Genomic DNA, 14,725 nt, shown 5'->3' with positions numbered 1-14,725 from the left:
GATCCGCAGTCTGCGCGGTGATCCGCAGTCTGCGCGGTGATCCGCAGTCTGCGCGGTGATCCGCAGTCTGCGCGGTGATCCGCAGTCTGCGCGGTGATCCGCGGTCCGCGCGTGTCCGGACGCGCGCGCCGAGCGGATCAGCGCGCGCGGAACGGATCACCGTGTGCTCGGCCGCACCGGCGTCCCGGTGGTGCGGCGGTGGCGCTGCGGTGGCGCTGCAGCCCCGCGACGGCGACAGGCCGCCCCATCGCCCGGGCACGGGCCGCCGTGCCCTCCCGTCCCGGCCTGCGCGGTGGTCCCGGCACGACGGTGCTGCCTGCGGGCCCCGCCCGCGCAGGCACGGGCTCGCGCGCGGTCGCGGCCCGCGAGGGCGGCTCTCAGCGCCAGGAACGCAGGGTCGCGATGCGTTCCTCGAGCTGCTCGATGGTCGCCATCGCCACCGGCGGGCCGCCGCAGTGCGCCCGCAGCTCGTTGTGGATCTTCCCGTGCGGCTTGCGGGTCTTGTGGTTGTGCAGCGCGACCAGGGTGTTGAGCTCCTTGCGCAGGGTCTGCAGCCGCTCCCGGACGCTCTGCCCGCGTTCGGCGGCCAGCGGCGGGGTCGGTTCGGTCGCCGGCGTCGCGCGGGCCTGGGCACCGGTGCGCGGTGAGCCCTTCGCGATCCACTCCGCCTGCCGCTGGGACAGCAGGGTGCGCACCTGGTCGGGCTCCAGCAGACCGGGCAGCCCGAGGTAGTCCTCCTCGTCGGCGGAGTAGGTGGCGCCCTCGTAGATCAGCTGGTCCAGCTCGGCGTCGGCGCCGAGGGAGGTGAACGCCTGCTCCTGCTCACCGGGCTCGTCCTTGACCTTGTTGGCCTCGTTCAGCTCGGCGTCGTTCCAGACCTCCTCGGGCCGCTGCGGCTTGCCGAGGACGTGGTCGCGCTGCGCCTCCAGCTCGCTGGCCAGGCCGAGCAGCACCGGGACGCTGGGGACGAACACCGACGCGGTCTCGCCCTGCCGCCGCGACCGCACGAAGCGGCCGATGGCCTGGGCGAAGTAGAGCGGGGTCGAGGCGCTGGTGGCGTAGACGCCGACGGCGAGGCGCGGCACGTCGACGCCCTCGGACACCATCCGGACCGCGACCATCCACCGCTCGGTGGAGCGGGAGAACTCCGCGATCCGCTCCGAGCCGCCCGCCTCGTCGGACAGCACGACCGCGGGCCGTACCCCGGTGATGCCGGTCAGCAACGCGGCGTAGGCCCGTGCCGCGGTCTGGTCGGTGGCGATGACCAGGCCGCCCGCGTCGGGCATGCCCCCGTCGCGGTGGCTCTGCAGGCGGCGGTCGGCCGCGGCGAGCACCGCGGGCATCCAGTCCCCCGAGGGGTCGAGCGCGGTCCGCCAGGCCATCGCGGTCTGCTCGCGGGTCAGCGGCTCCCCCAGCCGGGCCGACATCTCCTCGCCGGCGCTGGTGCGCCAGTTGGAGGTGCCGGAGTAGGCCAGGAAGACGACCGGCCGGACCACGTTGTCGGCGAGCGCCTCGGCGTAGCCGTACTGGTGGTCGGCGCGGCTGCGTGGGGCGCCCTCGGCGTCGGGGACGTACTCGACGAACGGGATCGGGTTGTCGTCGGAGCGGAACGGCGTACCGGTCAGGGCCAGGCGGCGGGTGGCGGGCTCGAACGCCTCGTAGACGCCCTCGCCCCAGCTCTTGGCGTCGCCGGCGTGGTGGATCTCGTCGAGGATCACCAGCATCCGGCGGTTCTCGGTGCGGTTGCGGTGCAGCATCGGGTGCGCGGCGACGCCGGCATAGGTGATCGCGATGCCCTGGTAGTCCCGCGAGGTGCCGCCCGCGGAGTTGCGGAACTCGGGGTCGAGCGCGATCCCGGCGGCCGCGGCCGACTCGGCCCACTGGTACTTCAGGTGCTCGGTCGGGGTGACGACGGTGATCGCGTCGACCACCCGGTCGCGCAGCAGCTCCGACGCGACGCGCAGGGCGAAGGTCGTCTTGCCCGCGCCCGGGGTCGCGACCGCGAGGAAGTCCCGCGGCGAGGTCGCGAGGTAGCGGGCGAGTGCGCTGCGCTGCCACGCGCGCAGCGGGCGGGTGTCGGGCGACACGAGCTGGGTCTGCGACACACGTCTCCCCTGGTCCGTGGGTCGTTCCCGGGTGGGAACCGGCGATTCCCCGCCACGTCCGCGCGTCGACGCCGACACGGCTGCGGGGCGCGGATCAGGGTAGCCGGGCGTCGTGACGGCGCCGCCCGGTGGGCGGGCCGGGAGCCTCCCCGACGGCGACGGGCCAGGTCAGCCCCGGGGCGGCCGCGGGCGGCGGGCGGTGAGGACGAACGCGGGCGGGAGGTTGGCGAGCACCGCGCGGCCGTGCACGACCTCCTCGAAGGCCGCGGCGAGCCGGAGCCGGAGCCGGCGGGCGGGCGGCAGGGCCCGGGTCACCGAGTAACCGAACTGGGTCAGGGCGCCGTGGGGGTGCAGACAGCCGGCGACGACGTCGGTCAGCCACGGCTCCTCGCGCGGGTAGGCCGCCCACGGCAGCCCGGACACGACGACGTCGGCACGGGCGAGCCCGCGGGCGGCCAGCAGCGCGGGCAGCTCGGCCGCGTCGGCGACGGCGACGTCGAGGCCGGGGTGGCGGGCCCGCAGCAGCGCGGCCAGGCGCGGGTTCAGCTCGACGGCCAGATGGTGGCCGCGGCCGCCGAGCCGCTCGGCGATGACGTCGGTGAACGCCCCGGTGCCCGGCCCCAGCTCGACGACGACCGGGTCCCCGGTCGCGGGGACCGGCGCCGTCGCGGCGAGGGCCAGCGCCCGGGAGCTCGGCAGCGCCGACGCCGTGCGCAGCGGGTCGCGCAGGAACTCCCGCAGGAACGCACCCGCCCCGGCCGTGGAGGTCGGCGTTGCCGTCTGCGTTGCCGTCTGCGTTGCCGTCTGCGGTGACGGCTGCGCTGCCGGGGACAGGGTGGACGGTGCGACGGTGCTCATCGGGCTCCGGGGTCTCGTGCGACGCGACCGGGCCACCGTGCCGGTCAGGTCCGAACGCCGCCCGACGACGGGGTGAACGCGCCGCGACCGGTCGCGGTGGGGATGATGGAGGCGATGAGCGAGCGCGACCGCACCCCAGCCGACGCCGGCCCCCTCGCCCTGCCCGCGGCGGGGCTGCGGCTGGCGGCCGCCGTGTCCGCACGGCCGCTGCTGCTCCTGCGCCGCGGCGGCGGCTGGGTCGCCGAGCTGGGCCGGGTCGGCCTGGGCCGCTCCGACCTCGCTCCGGACGTGCCGGCCGGCCCGGTCGCACCGGTGGCGCGGTGCGCGGCCCAGGTGCTGCTCGCGACGACCGGGGCGGTGGCCGGGCTGCTCGACGACGCCGTCGCGAGCCCCGACATGCCCCTGCCCGCCGCGGACGCCGAGCGGCTGCGCGCGACCCTCGCGGGCCTCACGTCCCTGCTGCTGCCGGGCGGCGGCCCGCTCGTGATCACCGGATCAGCAGGAGCCGGTGCCCCGGACGGCACCGCTGCCACGGCAAGGACCGGTCCCGGCCGGCAGGACGACCGCGGTCGGGCCGCCACCACCGCCGTGACCGACGCCACCGCGGCCACCGACACCGCCGACACCGTGGCCACCGACACCGTGACCGCCCACACCGCCGACAGCGTGGTCGCCACCGACGGCGTGACCACCGAGAGCGTGGCCACCGACACCGCGACCGCCGACGAGCCCTGCCCGGCCCCGGCCGAGGCCGCCGAGCGGGTCTTCACACCCCCCGGCGCCGACACCCCCTCGGTCCCGTTCGACACCGGCGCCCGCGACGCCCGGGGCGGCCCCGTCCCCGGCCGCGACGTCGCCGCCACCCCCGGCGCGGTCGTCCTGCGCACCCCGATGTTCGAGCTGCTCCAGTACCTGCCGCGGACCGAGAAGGTGCGCGACACCCCGGTGCTGGTCGTCCCGCCGCTGGTGCACCGCTACTGGCTGGCCGACCTCGCGCCGGGGTACTCGCTGGTCGAGCACCTGCTCGAGAAGGGGCTGCAGGTGTTCGCGCTGTCCTGGCGCCCGGCCGGCCCGGCCGACGCCGACCGAGACCTCGACGCGCACGCCGCCGCCGTCCTCGACGCCGTCGACGCCTGCGGGCGGATCACCCGCGCCCCGCGGGTGTCGCTGCTCGGGGTGCGCACCGGCGGGCTGCTGACCGCGGCGGTGCAGGCCCACCAGGCCGCGATCGGGCTCGACGACCGGGTCGCCGCGGTCGCCTACCTCGCCACCGTCCTCGACCAGTCCGACGCGCTGCCCGGCTTCGCGCCCGACCCGGCGACCGTCGCGGAGACCGCCGACCTGGCCGCCCGCGACGGCGTTCTCGACGGCGCGACGGCGGTGCGGGCCTGGGCGTGGCGGCGCGGCCCGGACCGGGTGCTGCCGTGGGCGGTGCCGCACGGTGGCGGGACCGCCGACCTGGACGGCCGCGCCGCGCGGGCGATGCGGGCCTGGGTGGCCGACCTGCTGCCGCTGCCCGCCGGGCTGCACATCGACCTCGCCGCGCTCGCCGCGGCCACCGGCGACGGCGCGGACCCCGACCGGCCCGACGTGCGGGTCCTCGGCACCCCCGTCCGGTTCGCCGAGCTGCGGCGCGACAGCTACCTCGTGGCCGCCGACGACGACCCGGTACAGCCCTGGACGGGCGGGTACCGCACCGCGCAGCGCCTCGGCGGCGGCTGCCGGCTCGTGCTGGCCCCCGGTGACCAGGCGGGGGCGCTGATCGCACCGCCGTCGATGGCGACCGGGTTCCGGGCCGCCCCCTGCTCCACCGGCGACGGCGTGGCGCAGCGCTGGCGGGCCGGGGCCGAGGCCGTCGAGGGCTCCTGGTGGGACGACCTGGCCCGCTGGCTGGTCGAGCGGTCCGGCACGGTGCGCGACGCACCCCCCGAGCTGGGCGGACGCCGCCTGCGACCGCTGTTCCCCGCGCCGGGCACCTACCTGGGCGAACCCGCCCCCGTCTGAGGGCGGGCCCGGGATCATCACACCCCGGCCTTTCCGGCACCCCACCGCCCGGCCACGGCGCCTAGGCTCGGCGGTGATGACCACTTCCAGCTCCCGTCCCGTGAGCGGGGCAGGCCTCGAGGAGCACGACGTGCTCGTCGGCGGCCGGGCCCTGCGCGTCGTGCGTCGCCCCGCCTCCGGCCCGGGCCCCCGCCGTACCCCGCTGCTGCTGTGCAACGGCATCGGCGCCGCCACCGACGTGCTCGACCCGCTGGTCGCGGCGCTGCCCGCGGACCTCGACGTCATCCGGTTCGACCCGCCGGGCATCGGCGGGTCGGCGGTGCCGCGGATGCCGTACCACCTGACGTGGATGGCGCACCGGCTCGGCCAGGTGCTCACGAAGCTGGGCGTGCGCGAGGCCGACGTCCTCGGGTTCTCCTGGGGCGGGATGCTGGCCCAGCAGCTGGCGATCAGCCGTCGGCGACGGGTCCGCAAGCTCGTGCTCGTCGCGACCGGGCCGGGGGCGCTGATGATCCCCGCCTCGCCGCGGGTGATGGCCGTCATGACCTCGCCGAAGCGCCACCAGGACCCGTCCTACATCGACGCCGTCGCCGCCCGCATCTACGGCGGCTCGCTGCGCGACCACCCGGAACGGGCCGCGGAGGCACTCGGCGCGGGCGCCCGGCGCGGCCCGATGCGCGGCTACTACTACCAGCTGATGGCGCTCTCGGGCTGGACCAGCCTGCCGCTGCTGCCGGCGATCACCGCGGACACCCTGATCATCGCCGGCGACGACGACCCGATCGTCCCGCGCGGCAACGCCACGATGCTGCACCGCGGGATCCGCCGCTCCCGGATCAGCCGCTACCCCGGTGGACACCTGGAGCTGCTGCTCGATCCGGAGCCGTTCGCCACGGAGATCGACGCCTTCCTGCGGTCCTGATCCCGGTCCCACCCGGCCCCCGGCCGAGCGGGTCCGCGCGGGTGGACGCAGGATGGCCGGGTGGTGTCCCCCGCACGAACGACCGGTGCACGCACGACCGGTGTACGCACGACGCCCGCCCACCAGGCCCGCGACACGGTCCTGCGGCCGTGGCGCGGCCCGGCGGACTCGGCGGCACTGGCCGCGCTCGACGACGGCGCCCCCGGCATCGGCGACACCACCGGACCGGAGTGGCACGACGACGCCGCGGCCGACCCGGCCCGGATGCACCTGGTCCTGGAACGTCACGGCGAGCCCGGCCCGGCGGGCTACGTCGTGCTGGCCGCGCCGCGCGGCCCGGAACCGGGCGTCGAGCTGCACCGGCTCGTGGTCCATCCCGACCGGCGCGGCACCGGCGCCGGGCGGGCACTGCTCGGTGCCGCCCTCGCCGTCGCCGGGGTGCCCGGTGCGACCGGGGAGACCCCCGAGCGGCCGCCGTGGGCGGGGACGGGGCGGCTGTGGCTCGAGGTGGCCGCGGACAACGCCGCGGCGCTGGCGCTCTACCGGTCGGCCGGGATGGTCACCGAGACCGTGCTGCGCGCCGTGCCCGGTGACCCGTGCTCCACCCCGCTGCGGCTGCTGCTCGCGCGGGGCTGAGCCGGTCCCGGCGTGCCCTCAGCGCAGGCGCGGCGCCCTCTCGGCGCCGCCTCGGGCGGGTCTCACTCGCCGTCGCCGCCACCAGGGGGGAGCCCGTCGAAGATCTCCTTGCACTGCGGGCACACCGGCGACCCCGGCTTGGGCGACTTGGTCACCGGGAAGGTCTCGCCGCACAGTGCCACGACCATGTTCCCCAGGACGGCACTCTCGGCGATCCGGTCCTTCTTGACGTAGTGGAACATGTCCGGCCGGTCGTCACCGGTCTTGTCGGTGGTCTCCGGCCGGGTGTCGACCTCGGGCAGCGTCGTCGTGGACATGGCGCCCATGATGCCCGAACACGGCCTCAACGCGTGGAGGTGGTGCCGCCGCCGGCCGTGCCCGTGGGCTGCTCGTCGTCGGTCGTGGGCCCGTCAGCGGGCGGTGGCTCGTCCGCCTGGTCGATCACCGGGTGCGGGCGGGCCTCGATGGCCCGGTGCCCCTGGCGGTGCCGGTTGGGCTTCTCGGCCTTGCGCGGCAGCCGGTCGTTCGCGATCAGCACCGCCATCCACGGCAGCGGCACGGAGATCACGAGCAGGGTCACCGCGACCCACGGGTAGGTGTAGAAGACGCCGGCGAGGACCATGCACGGGATCCGCATGCCCATCGTCCACTTGTAGCGCCGCTTGCGGATCTCCAGTTCCTCTTCGTAGGACATCTGCGCGTCCGTGATGAGAACGGGGTCCTCGTGTCGCTGGTCAGCCACTGTCGAACCACCTCCCTCTCCATGGTGACACCCCTGTGCGTTCTCTGCGCGGGCGCCCGCGGGGCGCCTCGCGCACATCCGCGGGTCCGTCGACGGTGGGATCCAGCGACTCCCAGCGGCGCAGCCGCGCGGCGAGCAGCCGCGACCACCACACGACGTCGTCCGGGGTCGCCGCGATCGACAGCCCGGCCGCGGGCAGCCGCTCCCGCAGGGTCTGCGCGGTGGACTCCGGATGCCCCGGGTCCCCGGTCCAGGCCAGGATCTGCACCGGCACCGTGATCCGCTCCAGCTCCTCCGGTGCGGGGAGGTCGGTGGCGGCCGCGCCGCGCAGGATGGCCGGGAGCAGGTCGGCGCGCACGTCGGGCTCGGTCCGCGGGCGGCCCCGGGCGGCCGGGGGGAGATCCGCGTCGTCGGCGCCGGCGTCGAGCGCCGCGATGCCCGCGGCCTCCACGGCCAGCGCGGAGCGCTCGTAGTCGCGGGCCCGGGCGCGCCGGGTCTCCCAGGCGGTCGGCGGCAGCATCAGGGTGAGGCTGGCGAACCGGCCCGGGTCGGCCAGTGCGGCGTGCAGCAGCGTCCCGGCTCCCATCGACGGTCCGACCCCGTGCACCCGCTCACCGGGCAGGACGTGGTCGAGCAGCCCCAGCAGGTCCCGGGCCAGCGCGGGCCACCGGTAGTCGGCGGGGTCGGTGGTGCCGCCGGAGCGGCCGTGGCCGCGCGCGTCGTAGCGCAGCAGCCGGATGCCCTCGACCCGGGAGGCGATGTCGAGCCGCATCAGGGTCTCGCGGCGACGGCTGGAGGTGAGGCCGTGCAGCGCCACCACCGCCGGAGCGCCGGGTTCGTCGCGTACGTCGAAGTCCAGCGTCGCCCCGGCGATCCCGAACGTGGCCATGCGCTACGCCTCCTGATCATCGTCGGCCTAGGTTATGGCCATGCGGCTGACGAGCGTGACGCACCTGCGCCTTCCCTACGGGACGCTGCTCGGCTACGACGTCACCGTCGGCCGCCGGGGCGACCCGGTCCCGGTCTCGTTCGACCAGCGCCGCCACGTCGACCGCGGTGACCGGCCCGGCTCGTGGATGGCGATCACCTGCCGGCTGCCCGCGGTCGACCTCGACGCGCTGGCCGAGGCCTGGCTGGCGGTGCTGCGCCGGCACGGGACGCTGCGCACGGTGTTCTCCCCCGGCCCGGCCGGTCCCCGGCTGCACGAGGTGGACCTGCGTCCCGGCCGCTGGGTCACCCACCCCATCGCGCCCGGCCAGGCCGTCGACGACGCCGTCCGGCGGATGCTCGACGAGCGCTGCACCCCCTACGCGGCGCCCTCGCACCGGCTCTGTGTGATCCTCACCGCGGACCGGCCGACGCTCGTCGTGGCCGCCGACCACGCCCACGTGGACATGTGGTCGCTGCTGGTGATCCTGCGCGACCTCGTGCAGGGCCTGGGCGGGACGCTGCCGGCCGGCACCGTGCGCCCCTTCGCCGAGCACACCGCCGCCCTGGCCGACCTCGAGCCCGCACCCGACCAGGTCCGGCAGCGCTGGGCGGAGATCCTGGCCGCGGGCGGCGACGTGATGCCCCGCTTCCCGCTGCCGCTCGGGGAGCTCGCCCCCGCTCCCCCGGAGCGCGTGGAGGTGCGCGACGTGCTCGGCGTCGACGACTGCGCGCTGTTCGAACGCCGGGCACGCGCATCCGGGGTGTCGACGCTGGCGTTGGTCACCTCGGTCATGACCCGCACCACCCGGGAGCTGGCGCACGCCCCGCTGCGCGCGGTGTTCCCGGTGCACAGCCGCTACGACGACCGCTGGCACGGCTCGGTCGGCTGGTTCATCACCAACGCGGTGATCGACGCGGGCGACCCGGACCCGCGGGCCTGCGCCGACGCCGTCCGTGAGGCCGTGCGGCTCGGGTCCTGGCCGCTCGACGACGTGCTGGCCCCCTGGGGCGGGATGCCCGAGGCCCCCGGCATGTTCGCGATCTCCTGGCTGGACCTGCGGCGGCTGCCGGTGCGCATCGACCACGCCGGGCTGGAGGCGCAGTACGTCAGCTCCGCGGGCGACGCCGACGGCGTGATGGTCTGGTTCATCCTCGACGAGGCCGGCCTGCACCTGCGCTGCCGCTACCCCGACACCGACGAGGCCAGGGAGAACGTCGGCGCCTGGCTCGACCGGGTCGTCGACGGCGTCCGGGCCTCGGCCCACCCGGCGGGTGCGGACGTCGTGCTGGCCGGGGGGCGGCTCGTCGTCGACCGGGCCAGCCGAGCCGACGTCGCCGCGGTCGTCGCACTGCTGTCGGGCGCCGGGGACGCCGCCGACCCGGACGACCCGGACGACCCGGACGACCCGGACCTCGCACCCTACGAGGAGGCCTTCGACGCCCTGGACCGCGACCCCGGCCGGTTCCTCGCGGTCGCCCGCGCCGGCGACGGCCGGGTGGTCGCGACCGTGCAGCTCACGATCCTGCCCGGGCCCGTCCTGCGTGGCACGACCCGGTTGCAGGTCGAGGGGCTGCGGGTCGCCGTCGGGTGGCGGCGGCGCGGGGTCGGGTCGGCGCTGCTGGAGTGGGCGCACGAGCACGGGCGCGCCCGCGGCGCCGTCCTGGCCCGGGCCGGGGACACCGCCGGGGACGGGCCGCACCCGTTCCTGGCGCGGTTCGGCTACCAGCCCGACCGGGCCGGGTACACCCGGCCGCTCTGACCCCTGCCCCTCTGGCGCTGCCGCTCTGACCCTGCCGGCCGGCGGGGCGGCTCAGGCCCCGTCGGGCCCGTTGCCGAGCAGCGGCTCGTCGGCGGAGCGGACCTCGGAGCCGGGCAGCCCGTCGGGGTGCTCGGCGCGGACCCGGTCCAGCGCGTCCAGCGCGATCCCGAGGTGCTTGCGCTTGCTCGTCTCGTAGAACGCCCGCGCGCCGCCGGCCAGCTTGGGCTCGGCGTGCAGCGGCTTGTCCGACACGCACAGCAGGGTCGCGTTCGGGATCCGGTAACGGAAGCCGTTGGCGGCGATCGTCGCGGACTCCATGTCCACCGCGACGGCCCGGGCCAGCCGCATCCGGTGCAGCGTCGCGGCCTGGTTGAACTCCCAGTTGCGGTTGTCGGTGGTGTGCACGACACCTGGCCGCCAGGTCGCCTCGGCCGCGCCGAGCGCGTCCATCAGGTAGCCGTTGAGCCGGATGCTCGGGATGACCGGGACGTCCGCCGGGAGCACCTCGTCGAGCACGTGATCGGCCCGCTGGTAGGCCGTGGCCAGCACGAAGTCGCCCAGCTCCTGGCGGTTCCGCAGGCCGCCGCAGTGCCCGATCATGATCATGGTGTCCGGACGGAGCACCGCGAGGTGGTCGGTGACGGTCTTGGCGTTGGCCGGGCCGACGCCGATGTTCACCAGGGTCACGCCGTCGCCGTCGGCGCCCGGGTGGTGGTAGGCGGGCATCTGGACACCGGCGCGGTCGGGCCGCTCGGCGTCGGGGAAGCGCTCCAGGAACGACTCGACGTGCATGGCGTAGTTGGTGAACAGCACGTGCCGCTGGAAGGACTCGGCCGGGGTGCCGGTGTAGTGCGAGAGCCGGTCGAGCGAGAGCGCCATGCGTTCCGGGCCGAACAGGAACAGCTTCTTCACGCGCAGGTCGAAACGGTCCTCGTCGAGCGCGGCGAAGAACTCCGGGTCGGTGAACGCCCGGGCCGGTCGGGCGGCGCGGGCGGTGACGGTGGCCCCGGCGGCGAGCAGGCCGCGCAGCTCCCGGTGCAGGTAGCGGCGGATCGCGCACGGCCGGGCGAACTCGCCGGAGATCCGCGGGTTGTGCGTCGACCAGGGGCGCACGACCTCGAGCTCGGGGTACCAGCCGTCGTCGTAGACCGACTGGAGGGCGTCGAGCAGCCGGGCGATCTCGTGGTCGAGCTTCTCGGCCGGCACCGGTGGGCGGACCTGCTCGATCATGGCGGGGGTCACGACGCCTCCCCGTCGTCGGCGCCGTGCGCGTGCAGCGCGCCCGGGGCGACGGCGACCGCCGACACGATCTCCAGCACGCGGCGGGCGAGCCCGTCGGTCAACCGGTAGCGGACCAGCCGTCCCTCGCGGTGGGCGGTGACCATGCCGTGTGCGCGCAGCAGGCGCAGCGCGTGCGACACGGCCGAGTCGCTCATCCCGACGGCGACGGCGAGGTCGGAGACGCAGAGGTCCCCGGCGTGCTGCAGCGCGAGCAGCAGCGACAGACGGTTGGCCTCGCCCAGGACGTCCAGGACGGTCGCCGCCTCGGCCACCTTCTCCGAGTCGGCGAGCACCGCGACGGCGTCGCAGACCTGGTCCGGGTCGATCACGCGTGCGCCGGCGAGCGCCTCCGGAACCTTGTGCACGCCTGTGATGCTAGCCCTGTCGGCGGATCACTTCGCCGCAGCGGCCTTCTTCTCGCGTGCCGCGGCCTTGATCGCCTTCTTCGTGTCGCGCACCTCGAGGAGGGTCTGCCCGTCGACGACGTCGGCCGCGGAGAGCCGGGTGCCGTCGGCGCCGTAGTCCCCGGCGGCCTCCCGCCAGCCGTCCGGGGTGACCCCGTACTGCTTGCCGAGGATCGCGAGGAAGATCTTCGCCTTCTGCTCGCCGTAGCCGGGCAGCGCCTTGAGCCTGCGCAGCACCTCACGTCCGTCGGGCGCGGCGCCGTCGGCCCCGGGCCGGGTCCAGATCGCGGCCGGGTCCCCGTCCCAGTCCTCCACGATCGCGCGGCACATCTCCTGCACCCGCTTGGCCATCGAGCCGCCGTAGCGGTGGATGGCGGGCGGGGTGGTGGCGAGCGTCGCGAAGGCCTCGGGGTCGTGGTCGGCGATGACGCGCACGTCGAGCCCACCGAGGCGCTCGTAGAGCTTCAGCGGGCCACGGAACGCGACCTCCATCTGGATCTGCTGGTCGAGCAGCATGCCGATCAGCAACGCGAGGGGCTCGCGTTCCAGCAGCGCGTCGGCCTCCGGTTCCTGGGCGATGCAGATCCCGCTCATGCCGCACAGGATGGCACGCGACAATGGCGGGGTGCTCCCCCATCTCGACGCCGGTGCCATCGAACGCGTCCGCGGCTGCCTGCTGGACGCGGCCTACACCCCGGACGGCGTGCGCGCCCTGCTGGGCCGCTCCGCGCACGACGCGCTGACCCGCGGCGAACCGGAGCCCGCCGCCCGTGCCAGCCGCGACGGCGGTGAGCTCGGCACCCTGGTGCGGCTGTTCCTGCTCGAGGACACCGAGCCCGAGCCGGCGGTGACCGCGGCACTGGGCGACCTGGACCCGCTGCTGGAGGGCCGGATCCTGCGTCGCACCCCCGACGGCATCCGGGCCGCGCTGGACGTGCGCCCCTACGGCGAGGGCGCCGGCGCCGAGGGCGAGCCGGGCACCGACTGGTGGGTGGTGTCCGACATCGACACCCCCGCCGCGCGGCAGGACCGCGAGCACGTCACCGGAGTCGGCGGGGCGTCGCTGACGCTGGCCGCGGCGACCGTCCGCCGCCCGGTCGGCACCCTGCTCGACCTGGGCACCGGCTGCGGGGTGCAGGCGCTGCACGGCTCCCGGCACGCGATGCGGGTCACCGCCACCGACGTGCTGCCCCGGGCGCTGGCGCTGGCCCGGCTGTCGCTGGGGCTGTCCGGGGTGGAGGTCGACCTGCGGGAGGGTCCGTGGTTCGCCCCGGTGGCCGGGGAGCGCTTCGACCAGGTGGTGTCCAATCCGCCGTTCGTGCCGGGCCCGCCGCGGGTGGACTACGTCTACCGCGACTCCGGCACCGCCGGGGACTCCGCGCTGGCCGCGCTGCTGGGCGAGCTGCCCGGCCTGCTCAACCCGGGCGGGGTCGCGCAGCTGCTGGGGTCGTGGCTGCACGTGCGCGGCGAGGACTGGCCGGACCGGGTGCGTTCCTGGCTGCCCGACGGCGTCGACGCCTGGGTGCTGCAGCGCGAGGTCGTCGACCCGGGCCTGCACGTGGGCACCTGGCAGCGCGACGCCGGGCTGGTCCCGAGCTCGCGGGCGGCGCGCGAGCAGGCCGGGGCCTGGCTGGACTGGATGGCCGCCGAGCGGGTGGAGGGGGTCGGGTTCGGCTTCCTGATGCTGCGCCGCACCTCCGACCCCGAGGCCGAGCCGACCGTCGTGGTCGAGGACCTGCCCGGCGAGCTGGGCGAGGGCCTGGGCCGGGAGATGACCGGCTGGCTGGACCGGGTCGACTGGCTGCGCGCCCACACCCGCGACGAGGACCTGCTGGGCGCGCGGCTGCTGCTCGCCCCGGAGACCGTGCTGGAGTCGGCGTCGTCGGTCGACCCCGACGGCGGCTGGGCCGAGCTGTCCACCACCGTGCGCCGCTGGGGCGGCCCCGGCTGGGAGCACCCCGTCGACGGCCCGGCCGCGGCGCTGCTGGCCGGCTGCCGCGGCGAGCTGCCGCTGTCGGAGCTGCTGGCGCTGCTGTCCTACGCCCACGACCTGCCGACCGACGCCCTGGTCGCGGCGACCCTGCCCGCGGTGCGCGAGTTCGTGCGGCACGGGCTCCTGCAGCCGGTGGACGGCTGGCCGCACCCGGTGCCCGCGCGGACCGCGGCCGCGTCGCCGTCGGGGCCGGTCGGGTGAGGGCCGTCGTCGCGCGGGTGCGACGGGCGTCGGTGACCATCGAGGCGCCCGACGGCACACCGCTGCGGGTGTCCGGGGAGATCGGGCCCGGGCTGCTGGTGCTGCTCGGTGTGCACGTCGACGACGTCGGCACCGACCCCGCCGCGACCGCACGGAAGGTCGACACGATGGCCCGCAAGCTGCACGAGCTGCGGATCCTCACCGGGGCGGACGGCGGTGAGCTGTCCTGCGCCGACACCGGCGCCCCGCTGCTGGTCGTCAGCCAGTTCACCCTGTACGGCGAGACCCGGAAGGGCCGCCGGCCGTCCTGGTCGGCGGCCGCGCGCCCACAGGACGCCGAGCCGGTCGTCGACGCCGTGGTGGCCGCGCTGCGCGGGCGCGGCGCGACGGTGCGGACGGGCGAGTTCGGGGCGCGGATGGCCGTGGAGTCGGTCAACGACGGGCCGTTCACGGTGCTCGTCGAGGTCTGAACGCCGAGCTCGTCACCGCGTCACAGCGTCCTCTCACCGGACTCTCAGCCGGAAAGGGGACGATGTGGGCATGGTCGCGTATCTGCTGTCGTCGTTGCTGGGGTTGTTCCAGCTCGTCCTGATCGCGCGGGTCGTCGTGGACTGGATCGAGGTGCTCGGGTCCGGGCGGGGTGGCGCCGTGCTCGACACCGCCCGGCGGATCACCCACGGGCTCACCGAACCGGTCGTCGCCCCGATCCGCCGCCGGGTGCAGCCGGTGCGGATGGGAGCGGTCGGGCTGGACCTGTCGGTCCTGATCGTGTTCGTGGTCGTGCTGCTCGCCCGGGTCCTCGTGGTGCCGCTGATCCCGTTCTGACCGTCCTCGGGGTGACGGCGGGCCCAGCCTCTCCCCCACCCGCCGGTAGGGACACCCGGTCCCG

At 76.1% G+C, this 14,725-nt stretch carries 15 protein-coding genes; 7 read left to right on the top strand and 8 right to left on the bottom strand.

Annotation, left to right across the window (positions count from 1 at the left end; all coding sequences use genetic code 11):
- Positions 1-377: 377 nt before the first annotated feature.
- Entirely contained in the window at positions 378-2,105 is a 1,728-nt protein-coding gene (locus Ae505Ps2_RS19155; RefSeq protein WP_075305745.1) for a DEAD/DEAH box helicase, read from the bottom strand.
- A gap of 168 nt (positions 2,106-2,273) precedes the next feature.
- On the bottom strand, positions 2,274-2,963 hold the full coding sequence (locus Ae505Ps2_RS19150) for an rRNA adenine N-6-methyltransferase family protein (protein ID WP_233147509.1): 690 nt from the start codon (positions 2,961-2,963) through the stop codon (positions 2,274-2,276).
- Between the two features lie 114 nt (positions 2,964-3,077).
- Between Ae505Ps2_RS19150 and Ae505Ps2_RS19145 the strand changes: the two genes are divergently transcribed.
- From Ae505Ps2_RS19145 to Ae505Ps2_RS19135, 3 genes are all read left to right on the top strand, one after another.
- Positions 3,078-4,967 (top strand): alpha/beta hydrolase, encoded by a 1,890-nt coding sequence (locus tag Ae505Ps2_RS19145; protein WP_139320189.1) that lies wholly within the window; start codon positions 3,078-3,080, stop codon positions 4,965-4,967.
- Between the two features lie 76 nt (positions 4,968-5,043).
- Complete coding sequence (locus tag Ae505Ps2_RS19140) at positions 5,044-5,889, top strand: alpha/beta fold hydrolase (RefSeq protein ID WP_051050219.1); 846 nt, start codon at positions 5,044-5,046, stop codon at positions 5,887-5,889.
- A 63-nt stretch (positions 5,890-5,952) separates the two neighbouring features.
- A complete protein-coding gene (locus Ae505Ps2_RS19135) occupies positions 5,953-6,525 on the top strand; it encodes a GNAT family N-acetyltransferase (RefSeq protein WP_139318689.1) in 573 nt (190 codons plus the stop codon).
- A gap of 62 nt (positions 6,526-6,587) precedes the next feature.
- Here Ae505Ps2_RS19135 and Ae505Ps2_RS19130 read toward each other — a convergent pair whose 3' ends face one another.
- Genes Ae505Ps2_RS19130 through Ae505Ps2_RS19120 form a run of 3 tightly spaced genes read right to left on the bottom strand, consistent with a single transcriptional unit; the run spans position 6,588 to position 8,156 of the window.
- The gene (locus Ae505Ps2_RS19130) at positions 6,588-6,842 is read right to left on the bottom strand and encodes a DUF3039 domain-containing protein (protein ID WP_043279309.1); all 255 of its coding nucleotides are present in this window, start codon (positions 6,840-6,842) and stop codon (positions 6,588-6,590) included.
- A gap of 26 nt (positions 6,843-6,868) precedes the next feature.
- Positions 6,869-7,267, bottom strand: a complete 399-nt coding sequence (locus Ae505Ps2_RS19125) for a DUF3099 domain-containing protein (RefSeq protein WP_075553829.1) — start codon at positions 7,265-7,267, stop codon at positions 6,869-6,871.
- On the bottom strand, positions 7,260-8,156 hold the full coding sequence (locus Ae505Ps2_RS19120; RefSeq protein WP_075305741.1) for an alpha/beta hydrolase: 897 nt from the start codon (positions 8,154-8,156) through the stop codon (positions 7,260-7,262). The genes Ae505Ps2_RS19125 and Ae505Ps2_RS19120 overlap by 8 nt, the downstream gene beginning before the upstream one ends.
- A 40-nt stretch (positions 8,157-8,196) precedes the next feature.
- Here Ae505Ps2_RS19120 and Ae505Ps2_RS19115 point away from each other — a divergent pair, with 40 nt between their 5' ends.
- Positions 8,197-9,957, top strand: a complete 1,761-nt coding sequence (locus Ae505Ps2_RS19115; protein WP_075554275.1) for a GNAT family N-acetyltransferase — start codon at positions 8,197-8,199, stop codon at positions 9,955-9,957.
- Positions 9,958-10,008: 51 nt separating this feature from the next.
- Here Ae505Ps2_RS19115 and Ae505Ps2_RS19110 read toward each other — a convergent pair whose 3' ends face one another.
- The 3 genes from Ae505Ps2_RS19110 to Ae505Ps2_RS19100 are packed head-to-tail and all read right to left on the bottom strand — an operon-like array spanning position 10,009 to position 12,236.
- Positions 10,009-11,199: an AMP nucleosidase gene (locus Ae505Ps2_RS19110; protein WP_020622892.1), complete on the bottom strand. Its 1,191-nt coding sequence runs from the start codon at positions 11,197-11,199 to the stop codon at positions 10,009-10,011.
- Complete coding sequence (locus tag Ae505Ps2_RS19105; protein ID WP_020622893.1) at positions 11,196-11,603, bottom strand: metalloregulator ArsR/SmtB family transcription factor; 408 nt, start codon at positions 11,601-11,603, stop codon at positions 11,196-11,198. The genes Ae505Ps2_RS19110 and Ae505Ps2_RS19105 overlap by 4 nt, the downstream gene beginning before the upstream one ends.
- Before the next feature lie 27 nt (positions 11,604-11,630).
- Positions 11,631-12,236, bottom strand: coding sequence for an HhH-GPD-type base excision DNA repair protein (locus Ae505Ps2_RS19100; RefSeq protein ID WP_020622894.1), 606 nt, complete (start codon positions 12,234-12,236; stop codon positions 11,631-11,633).
- 31 nt (positions 12,237-12,267) lie between these two features.
- Between Ae505Ps2_RS19100 and Ae505Ps2_RS19095 the strand changes: the two genes are divergently transcribed.
- The 3 genes from Ae505Ps2_RS19095 (at position 12,268) to Ae505Ps2_RS19085 (ending at position 14,661) form a co-directional block, all read left to right on the top strand.
- A complete protein-coding gene (locus Ae505Ps2_RS19095; RefSeq protein ID WP_075553828.1) occupies positions 12,268-13,836 on the top strand; it encodes a methyltransferase in 1,569 nt (522 codons plus the stop codon).
- On the top strand, positions 13,833-14,306 hold the full coding sequence (gene dtd, locus Ae505Ps2_RS19090; protein WP_075305738.1) for a D-aminoacyl-tRNA deacylase: 474 nt from the start codon (positions 13,833-13,835) through the stop codon (positions 14,304-14,306). Before Ae505Ps2_RS19095 ends, dtd begins: the two co-directional genes overlap by 4 nt.
- 70 nt (positions 14,307-14,376) lie before the next feature.
- Positions 14,377-14,661, top strand: a complete 285-nt coding sequence (locus Ae505Ps2_RS19085; RefSeq protein WP_020622897.1) for a YggT family protein — start codon at positions 14,377-14,379, stop codon at positions 14,659-14,661.
- Positions 14,662-14,725 lie beyond the last annotated feature (64 nt).

This window comes from Pseudonocardia sp. Ae505_Ps2, assembly GCF_001932425.1.
Lineage (GTDB): Bacteria > Actinomycetota > Actinomycetes > Mycobacteriales > Pseudonocardiaceae > Pseudonocardia.
The sequence above is the reverse complement of the archived record's forward strand: the minus strand, read 5'-3'. Positions and strand labels throughout refer to the sequence as shown.